13 protein-coding genes are annotated in these 13,821 nt (G+C 75.5%); 8 read left to right on the forward strand and 5 right to left on the reverse strand.

Going from position 1 to position 13,821, the window contains the following annotated elements; translation table 11 throughout:
* Positions 1 to 101 precede the first annotated feature (101 nt).
* Positions 102 to 1,733 carry a DEAD/DEAH box helicase gene (locus tag AB0910_RS10275; RefSeq protein ID WP_366744090.1) on the reverse strand — a complete coding sequence of 544 codons (1,632 nt, stop codon included), beginning with the start codon at positions 1,731 to 1,733 and terminating at the stop codon, positions 102 to 104.
* 598 nt (positions 1,734 to 2,331) lie between these two features.
* Here AB0910_RS10275 and AB0910_RS10280 point away from each other — a divergent pair.
* Positions 2,332 to 3,051 (forward strand): ferritin-like fold-containing protein, encoded by a 720-nt coding sequence (locus AB0910_RS10280; RefSeq protein WP_366744091.1) that lies wholly within the window; start codon positions 2,332 to 2,334, stop codon positions 3,049 to 3,051.
* A gap of 60 nt (positions 3,052 to 3,111) precedes the next feature.
* Here AB0910_RS10280 and AB0910_RS10285 read toward each other — a convergent pair whose 3' ends face one another.
* The 4 genes from AB0910_RS10285 to AB0910_RS10300 form a co-directional block, all read right to left on the reverse strand.
* Complete coding sequence (locus AB0910_RS10285) at positions 3,112 to 3,390, reverse strand: hypothetical protein (protein WP_366744092.1); 279 nt, start codon at positions 3,388 to 3,390, stop codon at positions 3,112 to 3,114.
* A 252-nt stretch (positions 3,391 to 3,642) separates the two neighbouring features.
* Positions 3,643 to 3,870, reverse strand: a complete 228-nt coding sequence (locus tag AB0910_RS10290; RefSeq protein ID WP_366744093.1) for a DUF3107 domain-containing protein — start codon at positions 3,868 to 3,870, stop codon at positions 3,643 to 3,645.
* A gap of 126 nt (positions 3,871 to 3,996) precedes the next feature.
* Positions 3,997 to 4,635, reverse strand: a complete 639-nt coding sequence (locus AB0910_RS10295; protein ID WP_366744094.1) for a TetR/AcrR family transcriptional regulator — start codon at positions 4,633 to 4,635, stop codon at positions 3,997 to 3,999.
* A 165-nt stretch (positions 4,636 to 4,800) separates the two neighbouring features.
* A complete protein-coding gene (locus tag AB0910_RS10300; protein ID WP_366744095.1) occupies positions 4,801 to 5,088 on the reverse strand; it encodes a hypothetical protein in 288 nt (95 codons plus the stop codon).
* A gap of 205 nt (positions 5,089 to 5,293) precedes the next feature.
* On the opposite strand from AB0910_RS10300, the gene AB0910_RS10305 reads away from it, so the two are divergent.
* The 7 genes from AB0910_RS10305 (at position 5,294) to moeZ (ending at position 13,696) form a co-directional block, all read left to right on the forward strand.
* A complete protein-coding gene (locus AB0910_RS10305; RefSeq protein WP_366744096.1) occupies positions 5,294 to 6,268 on the forward strand; it encodes an alpha/beta hydrolase in 975 nt (324 codons plus the stop codon).
* A 243-nt stretch (positions 6,269 to 6,511) separates the two neighbouring features.
* Positions 6,512 to 7,555: a DUF3152 domain-containing protein gene (locus tag AB0910_RS10310; RefSeq protein ID WP_366744097.1), complete on the forward strand. Its 1,044-nt coding sequence runs from the start codon at positions 6,512 to 6,514 to the stop codon at positions 7,553 to 7,555.
* Positions 7,556 to 7,774: 219 nt separating this feature from the next.
* Positions 7,775 to 9,475 (forward strand): DUF3492 domain-containing protein, encoded by a 1,701-nt coding sequence (locus AB0910_RS10315; protein ID WP_366744098.1) that lies wholly within the window; start codon positions 7,775 to 7,777, stop codon positions 9,473 to 9,475.
* 13 nt (positions 9,476 to 9,488) lie between these two features.
* Positions 9,489 to 10,583, forward strand: a complete 1,095-nt coding sequence (locus tag AB0910_RS10320) for a hypothetical protein (RefSeq protein ID WP_366744099.1) — start codon at positions 9,489 to 9,491, stop codon at positions 10,581 to 10,583.
* A 157-nt stretch (positions 10,584 to 10,740) separates the two neighbouring features.
* Positions 10,741 to 11,721, forward strand: coding sequence for an NAD-dependent epimerase/dehydratase family protein (locus tag AB0910_RS10325; RefSeq protein ID WP_366744100.1), 981 nt, complete (start codon positions 10,741 to 10,743; stop codon positions 11,719 to 11,721).
* Complete coding sequence (locus AB0910_RS10330; RefSeq protein ID WP_366744101.1) at positions 11,709 to 12,452, forward strand: spherulation-specific family 4 protein; 744 nt, start codon at positions 11,709 to 11,711, stop codon at positions 12,450 to 12,452. Before AB0910_RS10325 ends, AB0910_RS10330 begins: the two co-directional genes overlap by 13 nt.
* A 65-nt stretch (positions 12,453 to 12,517) precedes the next feature.
* Positions 12,518 to 13,696, forward strand: a complete 1,179-nt coding sequence (gene moeZ / locus AB0910_RS10335) for an adenylyltransferase/sulfurtransferase MoeZ (RefSeq protein WP_366744102.1) — start codon at positions 12,518 to 12,520, stop codon at positions 13,694 to 13,696.
* The last annotated feature ends 125 nt before the right edge of the window (positions 13,697 to 13,821 follow it).

The raw sequence follows: 13,821 nt of genomic DNA on the forward strand, positions 1-13,821 counted from the left end.
GGCTAGCCGGGGCGTGCGCGGGCGCGCGCCCGGCCAGGGAAAAGGCCGTGGCCCGGAACCCCGCACGGGGTTCCGGGCCACGGCCGCTGTGCTGCGCGCGCTCACGCCTCCGGCTGCTGCACCGGCTTCGCCGAGCGGGTGCGGCGGCGCCGCGGCTTCGCCTCGGCCTCGGCTGCCGCCGGTGCCTCGGCAGCGGCGGGCACCGCCTCCGCCTGGGTCTTGACCGCGCGCGTACGGCGCCTGCGGGGCTTGGCCGGGGCCTCGTCCGCGGCCGCGTCCGGCGCCTCGGCGGGCGCGGGGAGCGCCGCCTCGGCCGTGGCCGCGGCGCCCGAGCGGGTACGGCGGCGGCGCCGCGGCGCCCGCGCCTCTTCGGTGTCCGCCGCGCCCTCGGCCGTGTCGGCCGCGTGCGCGGCCTCGGGGGCCGCCTCGCCCACGGAGAGTCCGCCGCGGGTGCGGCGCCGCTGCCGCGGCGTCCGTGTACGCGCCGGGCGCTCCTCCTGCGGTGCCGCGGCCGCCGGTGCGCCGCGGCGGCCCCTGCCGCCCGTCTCGCCCAGGTCCTCGACCTGCTCGGCCGCGAGGCCCGCGCGGGTCCGCTCGGCACGCGGCAGGATGCCCTTGGTGCCGGCCGGGATCGACAGCTCCTCGAAGAGGTGCGCCGAGGTGGAGTACGTCTCGGGCGGGGCGGGGAAGCCCAGGCCGAGCGCCTTGTCGATCAGCTGCCAGCGCGGGATGTCGTCCCAGTCGACGAGGGTGACGGCCGTGCCCGTCGCGCCCGCGCGGCCGGTGCGGCCGATGCGGTGCAGGTACGTCTTCTCGTCCTCGGGCGACTGGTAGTTGATGACGTGCGTCACGCCCTCGACGTCGATGCCGCGGGCCGCGACGTCGGTGCACACCAGCACGTCGACCTTGCCGTTGCGGAACGCGCGCAGCGCCTGCTCGCGCGCGCCCTGGCCCAGGTCGCCGTGGACCGCGCCCGCGGCGAAGCCGCGCTGCATCAGCTGGTCGGCGATGTCGGCCGCGGTGCGCTTCGTCCTGCAGAAGATCATCGCAAGACCGCGGCCCTCGGCCTGCAGGATCCGGGCGACCATCTCCGGCTTGTCCATGGAGTGGGCGCGGTAGACGCGCTGCGTGGTCGCCGCCACCGTCGCGCCCGCGTCGTCGGGCGACGTGGCGCTGATGTGCGTGGGCTGCGACATGTAGCGGCGGGCGAGGCCGATGACCGCGCCCGGCATGGTCGCGGAGAACAGCATCGTCTGCCGGCGTGCGGGAAGCTGCTGGATGATCTTCTCGACGTCGGGCAGGAAGCCCAGGTCGAGCATCTCGTCGGCCTCGTCGAGGACGAGGGCCCGCACGTGCGACAGGTCCAGCTTGCGCTGGCCTGCCAGGTCGAGCAGCCTGCCGGGCGTGCCGACGACCACGTCGACGCCCTTCTTCAGGGCCTCGACCTGCGGCTCGTAGGCCCGGCCGCCGTAGATGGCGAGGACCCGCACATTGCGGACCTTGCCCGCGGTCAGCAGGTCGTTCGTCACCTGCGTGCACAGCTCGCGCGTCGGCACGACGACCAGGGCCTGCGGCGCGCTCGTCAGCTGCTCGGGGGCCGCGCGGCCCGCCTCCACGTCGGCGGGGACGGTGACGCGCTCCAGCAGCGGGAGGCCGAAGCCGAGGGTCTTGCCCGTGCCGGTCTTGGCCTGGCCGATGACGTCGGTGCCCGAGAGGGCCACCGGGAGCGTCATCTCCTGGATGGGAAAGGGGGATGTGATGCCGACGGCTTCGAGGGCCTCGGCCGTCTCGGGGAGGATCCCGAGATCGCGGAACGTCGTAGTCAGGGTGCTGCCTCTTCCGTGAGGTGCGGTACGAGGCGAACGCAGGGGGGTCCTACCGCGCAACGGTCCGCGCCGGTTCGGCTCGGCCGGCCGTGGAGGGCCGGATGGCGCGGGACCCCTGCCGTCGCTCAAGCGCTCGAGCCGCTCAGGGGGCCCCTCATGTGCGGGTTCGTGTGCTGCTGCGCACGGACCGCGCCGAGGGCGGTCGGGTCGGAGCCGATCGGGCCACCGACCGGGCATCCTCTGGGGGCCTGGCCGAGAACCTCCCGGCGGTCACGCGCCGTGGTGGCGCACGTCCGTCCCGTCGATCCTCGGTCAAACACTGTGATGGCCCACCGACACACTCGGCAGGCGCAATACCACTGTACCCCGGATCCGTGCACATGTGTCGGCCGAAGTTCACCGGCCGCTCCACGGGCCGCCGAGTACGGGCGTCCTGCCCCCCTCCCACGCGGACTATTGTGCGGTGACGCGGGTTACGACGAGCACACGAATCGGAAGGTTGGCCGTGGCAGACGCAGACAGCGAGAACACCGGGATCGCCGCGCAGGACTGGGCCAGGGCGTCCGCGCAGCCGCAGTACCACGCGGCCGTGGTGGACCTCCTCGGCGCCCTCGCCTACGGCGAACTCGCGGCCTTCGAGCGCCTCGCCGAGGACGCGAAACTCGCGCCGGGCCTCGCCGACAAGGCCGCGCTCGCGCGCATGGCGTCCGCGGAGTTCCACCACTTCGAGCAGCTCACGGAGCGGCTCAGCGCCATCGACGCCACGCCCACGGAGGCCATGGAGCCGTTCGCCAGGGCGCTCGACGAGTTCCACCGCCAGACCGCGCCGTCCGACTGGCTCGAAGGCCTGGTCAAGGCGTACGTCGGCGACTCGATCGCGAGCGACTTCTACCGCGAGGTCGCGGCCAGGCTCGACACCGACACCCGCGCGCTGGTCCTCGCCGTGCTCGACGACACGGGCCACGGCAACTTCGCCGTGGAGAAGGTGCGGGCCGCCATCGAGGCCGACCCCCGCGTAGGCGGCCGCCTCGCGCTGTGGGCGCGCCGCCTGATGGGCGAGGCGCTCTCGCAGGCCCAGCGGGTGGTCGCGGACCGCGACGCGCTCTCCACGATGCTGGTGGGCGGCGTCGCCGACGGCTTCGACCTCGCCGAGGTGGGCCGGATGTTCTCCCGCATCACCGAGGCCCACACCAAGCGGATGGCGGCCCTCGGCCTCGCCGCGTGACCCCGCGCCCGGCATCCGGGCATGCGGTGTTCGGGGTTCGGCGCCCGCGGCGCGGCTGCGCTACGGCACCGCGCGGTGCGCCGGCGCTGCGGCCTGCTGCCCGGCGGGGCGCAGCAGCAGGGAGACCACCACGGCTGAGACGCCGAGCGACCCCAGCAGAGTGGCCGGCACATGGCCGGGCCCCAGCGCCTCGTGCGTGACGTACGCACCGAGCAGCGCCCCGAGGCCGCCGGCGAGCAGCACCAGGCGGCGGGCCGGCAGACGGTGCGCGAGCAGCACCGCAGCGGCCGCTGCCAGGCCGAGACCGAGCAGGGCAGAACCGAGAATCTCCAGCATCACGGCGATCACCTCGCGGCTCCGGGTGCGGCGCGCCGGGCGAGCGGCCCGTGCGTCCAGCCCGTCATTACCCCGCGTGCGCGGCCGACAACCCTGCGGCGCGCCGCGGCCCCGCGATCAGGCGACTCCGCGACCGGGCGCGACTCCGTGACCGGCCGGGTGGGGCCCCGACATACGGCGAACGGTCCGGCAGGGGCCATCCCTGCCGGACCGTTCGCCGTATGTCGGGCGTTTCGGCGCTCCGCCGTGCGGCGCCTACAGCGGGCCGAAGCCCACCCGGCGCGTCGCCGTCTCGCCGATCTCCACGTACGCGAGCCGGTCCGCCGGCACCAGGACCTTGCGGCCCTTCTCGTCCGTGAGGCTCAGCAGCTGCGCCTTGCCGCCCAGCGCGTCCGACACCGCGCGCTCGACGTCCTCGGCGGAGTCACCGCTCTCCAGAACGATCTCGCGGGGCGCGTGCTGCACACCGATCTTGACCTCCACGGCTATGTCCCTCCGACGGTCAGTGCGTTGCGCGGACAGCCGCGCGGTACGCAGCACACATTAGCCCGCGTGGCGGGTGCTGAAGACGTCGCGCGGCCACGCCCGCAGCGAACACGCGGCGGGAACTCAGTGCTGCTCGCCGTGGAGGGGGAAGCCGGCGATGCCCCGCCAGGCCAGCGAGGTCAGCAGGGAGACCGCGCGGTCGCGCGGCACGGGCGAGGCGCTCGACAGCCAGTACCGCGCCACCACCTGCGACACCCCACCGAGGCCGGTGGCCAGCAGCATCGACTCGTCCCGCGAGAGGCCCGTGTCCTCGGCGATCACGTCGGAGATCGCCTCGGCGCACTGGAGCGTCACCCGGTCGACCCGCTCCCGCACCGCCGGCTCGTTGGTCAGGTCGGACTCGAAGACCAGGCGGAACGCGCCGCCCTCGTCCTCCACGTACGCGAAGTACGCGTCCATCGTGGCCTCGACGCGCTGCTTGTTGTCCGTGGTCGACGCCAGCGCCGTGCGCACCGCCTGGAGCAGCGAGTCGCAGTGCTGGTCGAGCAGGGCCAGATACAGCTCAAGCTTGCCGGGGAAGTGCTGGTAGAGCACCGGCTTGCTGACTCCGGCGCGCTCCGCGATGTCGTCCATCGCCGCCGCGTGGTACCCCTGGGCCACGAACACTTCCTGTGCCGCGCCGAGCAGCTGGTTGCGCCGGGCGCGGCGCGGCAGCCGCGTCCCGCGCGGGCGCGCCGCCTCCGTCTGCTCCATGGCTTCCACGCCGCCTCCCATGTCGTCTGTGCGCCGGCCGCCTCCGTGGTCCGCAGGCCGCAGGGCGTGCTCCGGCCCCGACTGGCCATCGTACTTTTGGGTAACCCGCTCGTGCGCGGTGAGGCGGCAGAAAATCGCCGGTGCCCGGCGCCGGCCCGGGGGAGGCGGCGCCGGTCAGCGGTAGTCGTCCTCTTCCTCCTCGCCGCCCACCGGGAGGGCCTGCTCCGCGCGGTCGGCCTCGTCGGCCTCGTCGGCCTCGTCGGCCTCGCCGCCCTGCCCCGCGGCCGGCGGCTCGGCCGCCTCGCGCCGCAGCCCGGTGCGCTGCTCGGCGGCGTCGGCCTCCGGGGTCTCGGGGGAGAGCTCGGGCTCCCCGGTCTGCCCGGCGAAGGTGTCGGGGTCCTCGGGGTCCGCCGGGTTGTCCGCCGGGTCGGCCGGGTCATAGGGGTGGCTGGGCACCGACATGTGGTTCCTCCTCGGGTCCGCGGCCGTCCTGAGGGTGCGCGCCCGCGGTCGCGTGCGTTCCGGTCGTACTCCGTATCCCCGGTTGCCCCGTGGCGAGCGCGGAAACCACCCTCTACGAGCCTAGGAGCGGCTTCCCGGCGACGCCACGCGTGCTGTGACCGCCACCACACGGTCCCGGGTGTGACTTGCTCGTAACATTGCGGGCATGTCTTCGACCGAGCTACCGGAATCCGTCGCAGCCGCAGCGACCCCCCGGGCCGCTCCGGTCCGGGTGGCCGAGGGGGAGGAGCTCGGCACGGTCGCGCTGCCGGGGCTCACCCTCACCGTCCGCGCCAGGCCCGCCGCCCGGACGGGCCTGCCGCCCGCCCTGTACGTGCACGGTCTCGGCGGGTCGTCGCAGAACTGGTCGGCGCTGATGCCGCTGCTCGCCGACGCCGTCGACGGCGAGGCGGTCGACCTGCCGGGCTTCGGCGACTCGCCGCCGCCCGACGACGGCAACTACTCGGTCTCCGGGCACGCGCGCGCCGTGATCCGGCTGCTCGACGCCCGCGACCGCGGCGCCGTGCACCTCTTCGCCAACTCGCTCGGGGGCGCCGTCGCCACCCGGGTGGCCGCGGCGCGGCCCGACCTGGTGCGCACCCTGACGCTCGTCTCGCCCGCGCTGCCCGAACTGCGCGTGCAGCGCGGCGCGCTGCCCACCGCGCTGATGGCGGTGCCCGGGGTCACCGCGCTGTTCGCCCGGCTCAGCCGCGACTGGACGCCCGAGCAGCGCACCCGCGGTGTGCTCGACCTCTGCTACGGCAACCCGGCGTCGGTGGGTGAAGAGGAGTTCGCCGCGGCCGTCGACGAGACCGCCCGCCGACTCCAACTCCCTTATTTCTGGGACGCGATGACCCGCTCCGCGCGCGGTATCGTCAACGCGTACACCCTGGGCGGCCAGTACGGGCTGTGGCGGCAGGCCGAGCGGGTCCTCGCGCCGACGCTGCTCGTCTACGGCGGCCGGGACCGGCTCGTGTCGTACCGCATGGCGCGCAAGGCGACCCGGGCCTTCCGCGACTCGCGCCTGCTGACGCTGCCCGAGGCCGGGCACGTCGCCATGATGGAATACCCGCGCGAGATCGCGGCGGCGGCGAGGCAGCTCATCGCCGAGCACGCGGAGGATCCAGCGGGCGCCGCATAGGCGCAGGGCCCGCGAGCGCGACGACGGGAGCTGATCCGGGGAGTGGGACGACACCGCCGCACGGGCCCCGCGGGTCCCGCCGCCGAGCGTCGGGCCGAGCCCGCGGCGCGCCCCGACGGGCGCGCCCTCCCGGCGGCGCGGCGACCGGGGTTCCCCCGGCCCGCCGCCGGCCCCGGGTCCCCCCGGCCCGCGGGCGAGGAGCACGGGCGCGCCGCGGGCGGCACGGAAGCGGAGGCCGCAGGTGTGCCCCAGGCGCGCGGCGCCCACCCGGACGCCCAGGGCGCCCAGGACCGGCAGCGGTACGGCGGCAGGGCCGCGCGCGCCGACGTGGCGGGCGGCCGTACGCTCCGGGCCACCGCGCCGCCCACCGGGCGCGAAACGGCACCCGCACCGGGGGAGCCGGGCCCCAGGCCCGAGTACCTCGCGGCCTTCGACGGGCCGCCGAAGGCGCCTGGCCCGGCCGCCGCGCCCGGGGCCGGCGCGCCCCGCGGCAGGCGGGGGCGCGCGCTCGGCGGGGCAGCGGCGGCCGCCGTCGTCACGGTCCTCGCGCTCGTCGTCGCCGGGCAGTTCCTCGGCAGGCCGGGGGCGCGGTCCGTGGCCGCGGGGGACGGCGCGGGGCAGGCGGGCGCGGCCCGGCCGGCCGCCACGGCGTCCGCCCGCGTGCGGGCCGCGCACGCCCCCGTACCCCCGTACGACCAGCTGATGGCGCGCGCTTTCCCGCTCTCCGCCGACCTGAAGGGGACGGGCCGCTTCACCGCGGTGCCCGGCTCCGACCCCGCGCCGGGCACCGGCCGCCACTACCGCTACCGCGTCGACATCGAGGACGGACTGCCCCTGGACGGCCGGCTGTTCGCCGAGGCCGTGCAGAAGACGCTCAACGACGACCGCAGTTGGGCCCACCACGGCGAAAAGACCTTCGAGCGCGTCTCCACCGGCAGGCCCGACTTCGTGATCACCCTCGCGAGTCCGGGGACCACCGACGTCTGGTGCGCCAAGTCGGGGCTCGACACCAGCGAGGAGCGCGTCTCCTGCGACTCGGCCGCCACCGAGCGCGTCATGATCAACGCGTACCGGTGGGCGCGCGGCGCGCGGACGTACGGTCCGGGCGCGATGCACGCCTACCGCCAGATGCTGATCAACCACGAGGTCGGCCACCGCCTCGGCCACGACCACGTGGACTGCGCGAAGCCGGGCGCGCTCGCGCCCGTGATGCAGCAGCAGACCAAGTCGCTCGACATCGGCGGCATCCGCTGCCGCGCCAACCCCTGGCCGTACCCCCGGGGCTGAAGGACCGACCGGCGCGCGCCCCTCTGCGGGCCGCGCGCCCCGGCGCGCGCCCCGGAGGACGTGAACGCGCACGGCGCGGGAAAGTTACGTGCATTCACCCCTTCCGGTGGCGCGACGGACAACCGTCCGCCGCGCCGCCCGTGGATCCGCATACGGTCGTGACGCAGCGGGTCGCCGGAGCGTACGGCGGCCCCCCACAGGGAGAACGGGGGAAGTGTCGTGCGGATCGGACTGCTCACGGACGGTGGCTACCCGTACGCGACCGGTGAGTTGAGGCTCTGGTGCGAACGGCTCGTCCGGGGCCTGCCCGACCACGAGTTCGACGTCCACGCGCTCGTCCGCGACCCCCGGCAGGAGCGCGCAGGCCTCGTCGGGCTCCCGCCCCAGGTGCGCCGGGTGCGCACCGCGCGGCTCTGGGAGCCGGTGGACGGCGGGCGCGCCCACGGCAGGCGCGACCGCCACAGGTTCGCCGAGCACTTCGCCCAACTCGCCCACTCCCTCTGCCACTCGCTCGGCGACGAGGGCGCGGAGTCCTTCGCGGCCGGCCTCTACGGCCTCGCGGAGCTCGCCGGGGAGCGCGGCGGCCTCCCCGCGGCGCTCCGCTCGGAGCGTGCGCTCCGCATCCTCGAATCCGCCTGCCGCGCCCCCGGCGCGCGCCGGGGCGTGCGCGCCGCCGCCGTGCCCGACCACCTCGCCTTCGCCCGCGCCGTCGAACAGGCCCTGCGCCCCCTCAGCCTCGACTGGTACGGCGCGGGCGGGGCCGCCGACGACCGGGAGGCCGAGGACAGCTGGGAGGGCGCCCGGGCGGGCGGGCTCGCGGCTGCCGACATCTGCCACGCCACGACCGCGGGCGCCGCCGCCCTCCCGGGGCTGCTGGCCAAACGCTTCTTCGGCACACCCCTGCTGGTCACCGAGTACGGCGTGGGACTGCGCGCCCACTACCTCGCGACCGACGGCGCGCGCGAGGACGCCCTGCGCGCCCCCCTGCGCTCCCTGCTCGCCGCCTTCCACGGCAGGCTCGCCGCCGAGGTCTACCGCGCCGCCCACCTCGTCACCCCGGGCAACGCGCACGCGCGCCGCTGGCAGGAGCAGTGCGGCGCCGACCGCGCCAAGTTGCGCACCATCCACCCCGGCCTGGCGGCCGACCGGTTCGCCGAGGTGGGGGAGAGCGACGACGCGGGCGACCCCGACACCCTCGTGTGGACCGGCAGGATCGAACCGGCCAAGGACCTGCTCTCCCTGCTGCACGCGTTCGCGGAGATCCGCAGGCGGCGCCCCGGCACCCGGCTGCGCGTCGTCGGCGCGCCCGCACCCGGCGACGAGGGCCACGCCTACCTCGCCCACTGCCGCACCCTCGCGGCGCAGCTCTTTCCCGACGAGGCGCCCGGCGCCTACGCGGTCGGCGAGAACCCCGTCTCCTTCGAGGAGGCGGGCGGTCCTGAGGCGCCGGAGCCCGCCGACGCCTACGCGGGCGCGGGCGTCGCCGTGCTCTCCAGCTCGGTCGAGGGCTTCCCGCTCAGCCTCGTCGAGGCGATGCTCTGCGGCCGCGCGACCGTCTCCACCGACGTCGGGGCCGTGGTCGAGGTCGTCGGCGGCACCGGGCTCGTCGTCCCGCCGCACAACCCCAAGGCGCTCGCCGACGCCTGCCTCGGCCTGCTCGCCGACGACGACCGCAGGCGCAGGCTCGGTGCCGCGGCGCGCTCCCGCGCGCTCGAACTCTTCACCGTCGAGCAGAACGTGGCCGCTTTCCGCGCCGCGTACCTCGACGTCCTCTCGCACAGCCCCGGGCGCCCCGCGCCCCCGGCCCCCGGCGCGCCGCTGCCCTTCGCCGGAGCCGCGGAGACGGGCGTCCCGGTCCGCTGGGCCGGGCCCGCCGCACGCGAGACGGCCGGCGCGGGCGCCGGGAGCCGCGATGTCTGACGGAGGCACGACCATGGCGAAGACCCCGGGCGCCGGCCACGGCACGTGTCGGGAGACCGGCGCGCACGCCCCCGTGCGGCGGGGGACGGCCGACCCGGTGAAGCTGCTGCTGCACCGGCACCGCGCGCTCTGCGCGGGGGCGGTCGACCCGCTGGAGATCGCCGCGGGCCTCGAAGCGCACGGCATCACCGACAGGACCGCCCTCACCCGCTTCCGCCACCGCGACGTCTTCGCGCTCGCCGAGGAGCTCTACGCCCGGGTCCCGCACGACGGGCACGCGGGCCCGCCGCCCCCGGCCGCGCGGCACGCCCTCGCGCCCTGGGCGCTCACCACCCTGCTGCCGGGACCTGCCGCCGCGCTCGCCGTGGCCGCGGCCGCCCGCACGGCAGGGCCCGCGCGGATCGGCGCGGTGCTCGCGGGGGCGCTCGCGCTGAGCGCCGCCGTCGCGGCGAGCCTGCGCCGCGGCCCGCTGCGCGCGGCCGGCCGCGAGGTGCCGGGCGGCGGGCTGTGGACCTGCTGGCTGCTCGCCTTTGCCGCGTGCGGCGGCGGCGTGCTCGACGCCCTGGCCCGCGTCAGCGCCTTCCACGCGGACCCCGCGCCCCTGGTCGCGCTCTGCTGCGCCCTGGCACCCGCCGCCTGGTGCGCGCACCTGTTCTCCGTACGGGCGGGGCGCAGGCTCGCGCTCAGCCGCGACCTCGCGCACTTCGCGGCCGGGGCCCGGCCGCTGCTGCTCGTCTCGGTCGCGCTGTACGCGTGCGCCCTGACCGGGATCGCCCTGCTCGTCGCGCGCACGACGGGCGGCGGCGCCGGGCCCGCGCACGTCGTCGCGCTCGGCACGCTGCTGCTGCTCGCACGGCTGCTCGCCGGCCACGGCTTTCCCGGCGCGGCCGCCGCGGGACTCGCCGCGGCCTGCGGCGCCGAGGCGCTGGCCACGGCCTCCCTCCTCGCGGCGCGGCTGCCCGGCTGCGCCGCGCTCGGCGCGCCGGTCGCCCGGCTCGCCGTGGCCTGGGGCGCGGAGTGCGTGCCCGCCCTCGCCTGCGGCGCCGCCGCGCTCGGGCTCCTCTGCCGCGCGGCGGTGACCCTCGCACGGGCCTCGGCCCACACCTGAGGCGGCGCAGGCACCGCCCGTCCCACCCGTCCGCGCCTGGTCCGCTCCACCTGTTTCATCTGTTCCGTCCCGTTCGTCCAGCAAGGAGACACCCCGCCATGACCCCCAAGCCCCGACCCCTGGCCCCCCGGGCAGCCCGGCAGAGAGGAGCGGCACGATGAGGGTCCTGCTGCTCGGCGCCAACGGCTTCCTCGGCCGGTTCGTCGCCGACCGCCTGCTCGCCGACCCCGCGGTCCACCTGACCGCGCTCGGCCGCGGCGACGACGCCGACGTCCGCTTCGACCTCGCGGGCGGCAGCCCCGGCGCGCTGACCCGCTTCATGGACGCCGTGCACCCCGGCGTCGTCATCAACTGCGCGGGCTCCACCCGGGGCGGCGCACGCGACCTGATCCGCCACAACACCGTCTCGGTCGCGACGGTGTGCGAGGCGCTGCGGCGCAGCGGCTGCGGCGCCCGCCTCGTCCAGATCGGCTGCGCCTCCGAGTACGGGCCCTCGCAGCCCGGCTCGTCCACCGCGGAGGACGCGCTGCCGCGCCCCGGCGGCCCGTACGGGGTGAGCAAGCTCTCCGCCACCGAACTCGTCCTCGGCTCGGGGCTCGACGCCGTCGTCCTGCGGGTGTTCTCGCCGGTCGGCCCCGGCACCCCGGCGGGCTCGCCGCTCGGCCGGCTCGCCGAGGCGATGCGCCGCGCCATGCAGGCGGGCGACCCGGAGCTGAAGCTCGCGGGGCTCGGGGTGCAGCGCGACTTCGTCGACGTGCGGGACGTGGCGCGCGCCGTGCACGCGGCCTCCCTCTCGGCCGCGCAGGGCATCGTCAACATCGGCACGGGCCGCGCCGTCAAGCTGCGGGACGCGGCCGCCGTGCTGGCCCGCGTCGCCGGATACGCGGGCGCGCTCAACGAACTCGACGCGCCCCCGCCCGGCGCCCAGCGCCCCCATGTGCACGGCCCGATCGGCGCCCCGCGCGGCGAGCCTGCGGCCGAGCACCTGGGCGTCGGCCCGTTCCCGTACCCCGACGGCTGCGGCCCCTGGCAGCAGGCCGACGTGCGCACGGCGCGCGACCGGCTCGGCTGGCGCCCCAGAATCGGCCTCGAAGAGTCGCTGGCGGACATCTGGATGGAGGCGGCGTGCCGCATCTGACCAGCACGGGAAGGAAGTTGTCCGGCACGGCCGCCGGCCGCACGGGCTTCGGCGTGCCGGGGTACGCGCACCCGCTGCTCGCACCCGTCGAGTGGGCCGAGCTGACCCGGCCCGGCACGCCGCTGCACTGGGCCGTGCTCAACGTCGCCGACGGGCCGGGCGCGCGGCCCGACCCGCACTGCCTGGAGGCCGCGGGGAGGCTCACCAATGCGGGCCTCAGGCTGCTCGGCCATCTCGACCTGAAATACGGCATGTACGACTTCGCCGACCTGGTCTGCGACGCGCAGCGCTATGTCGACTGGTACCGCGTGGACGGGTTCTACCTGGACCGGGCGCCCGCCGACCGGGCCGAACTCGCCGGGGTGAGAAGAGTCACCGCGACGCTGGACGCGGTGGTCGACGGCGGGCACCTCGTCCTCGGGCACGGCACCCACCCGTACGCCGGGTACGCGGAGGCCGCCGACCAGCTCGTGACGTACGCCGGGCCCTGGGCCGACTACCGCTGGTCGCAGGCGGCGCCCTGGACCGCGGCCTACGCGCCCGACCACTTCGTCCACCTGGTGCACGGCGTGCCGCGCGGCCACCTCGACGAGGCGATGCGCATCGCGCGCTGGCAGGGTGCGGGGACCATCTTCTTCACCGACCGGTCGGACCCCGAGGGCGCGTTCGCCGCGCTGCCCGGGTACTGGGACGAGATCGTCTCGCTCGTCGGACCGGGTATCTCGGAATGAGAAAGCGCGTGGCAGTGTTACAGGGAGAACTCGTTAGTGAATGACCTACCCCTGTAGAGGTCCCTGTGTCGTTGCCCCCCTTGGTCGAGCCCGCCGAAGGGCTCACCGTCGACGAGGTCCGCAGGTACTCCCGTCATCTGATCATCCCCGACGTGGGCATGGACGGGCAGAAGCGGCTGAAGAACGCGAAGGTGCTGATCGTGGGCGCCGGCGGACTCGGGTCCCCGGCGCTGATGTACCTGGCGGCGGCCGGTGTCGGCACGCTCGGCATCGTGGAGTTCGACGAGGTGGACGAGTCGAACCTCCAGCGCCAGATCATCCACAGCCAGGCCGACATCGGCCGGTCCAAGGCCGAGTCCGCGCGGGACTCGATCAAGGGCATCAACCCGTACGTGAACGTGGTCCTCCACGAAGAACGGCTCGAAGCCGAGAACGTGATGGACATCTTCGCGCAGTACGACCTGATCGTGGACGGGACGGACAACTTCGCCACCCGCTACCTGGTCAACGACGCCTGCGTGCTGCTGAACAAGCCGTACATCTGGGGTTCGATCTACCGGTTCGACGGCCAGGCCAGCGTGTTCTGGTCCGAGCACGGCCCCTGCTACCGCTGCCTGTACCCGGAGCCGCCCCCGCCCGGCATGGTCCCCTCCTGCGCCGAGGGCGGCGTGCTGGGCGTGCTGTGTGCGTCCATCGGGTCCATCCAGGTCAACGAGGCCATCAAGCTCCTCGCCGGCATCGGCGAGCCGCTGGTCGGCCGGCTGATGATCTACGACGCCCTGGAGATGCAGTACCGCCAGGTCAAGGTGCGCAAGGACCCGAACTGCGCGGTCTGCGGCGAGAACCCGACGGTCACCGAGCTGATCGACTACGAGGCGTTCTGCGGCGTCGTCTCGGAGGAGGCCCAGGAGGCGGCGGCCGGTTCGACGATCACTCCCAAGCAGCTCAAGGAGTGGATCGACGACGGTGAGAACATCGAGATCATCGACGTCCGCGAGCCGAACGAGTACGAGATCGTCTCGATCCCCGGCGCGAAGCTGATCCCCAAGGACCAGTTCCTGATGGGCAACGCCCTGGAGACGCTGCCCCAGGACCGGAAGATCGTCCTGCACTGCAAGACGGGTGTCCGCAGTGCGGAGGTGCTCGCCGTGCTGAAGTCGGCCGGCTTCTCCGACGCGGTGCACGTCGGCGGCGGCGTCATCGGCTGGGTGAACCAGATCGAGCCGAGCAAGCCGATCTACTAGCGGCACAGGTCTCCGAGGGAGGGTCCGGCCGGCGCACGCGCGCCCTCGAACCACCCCGCCGACCGGGGGAGCCCCCTCACCCCGCTTCCGCACCACCCGCACCGTCCGTGCCACCATCCGTGTCG

The sequence above is a fragment of the Streptomyces sp. NPDC047002 genome (assembly GCF_040704505.1).
GTDB lineage: Bacteria > Actinomycetota > Actinomycetes > Streptomycetales > Streptomycetaceae > Streptomyces.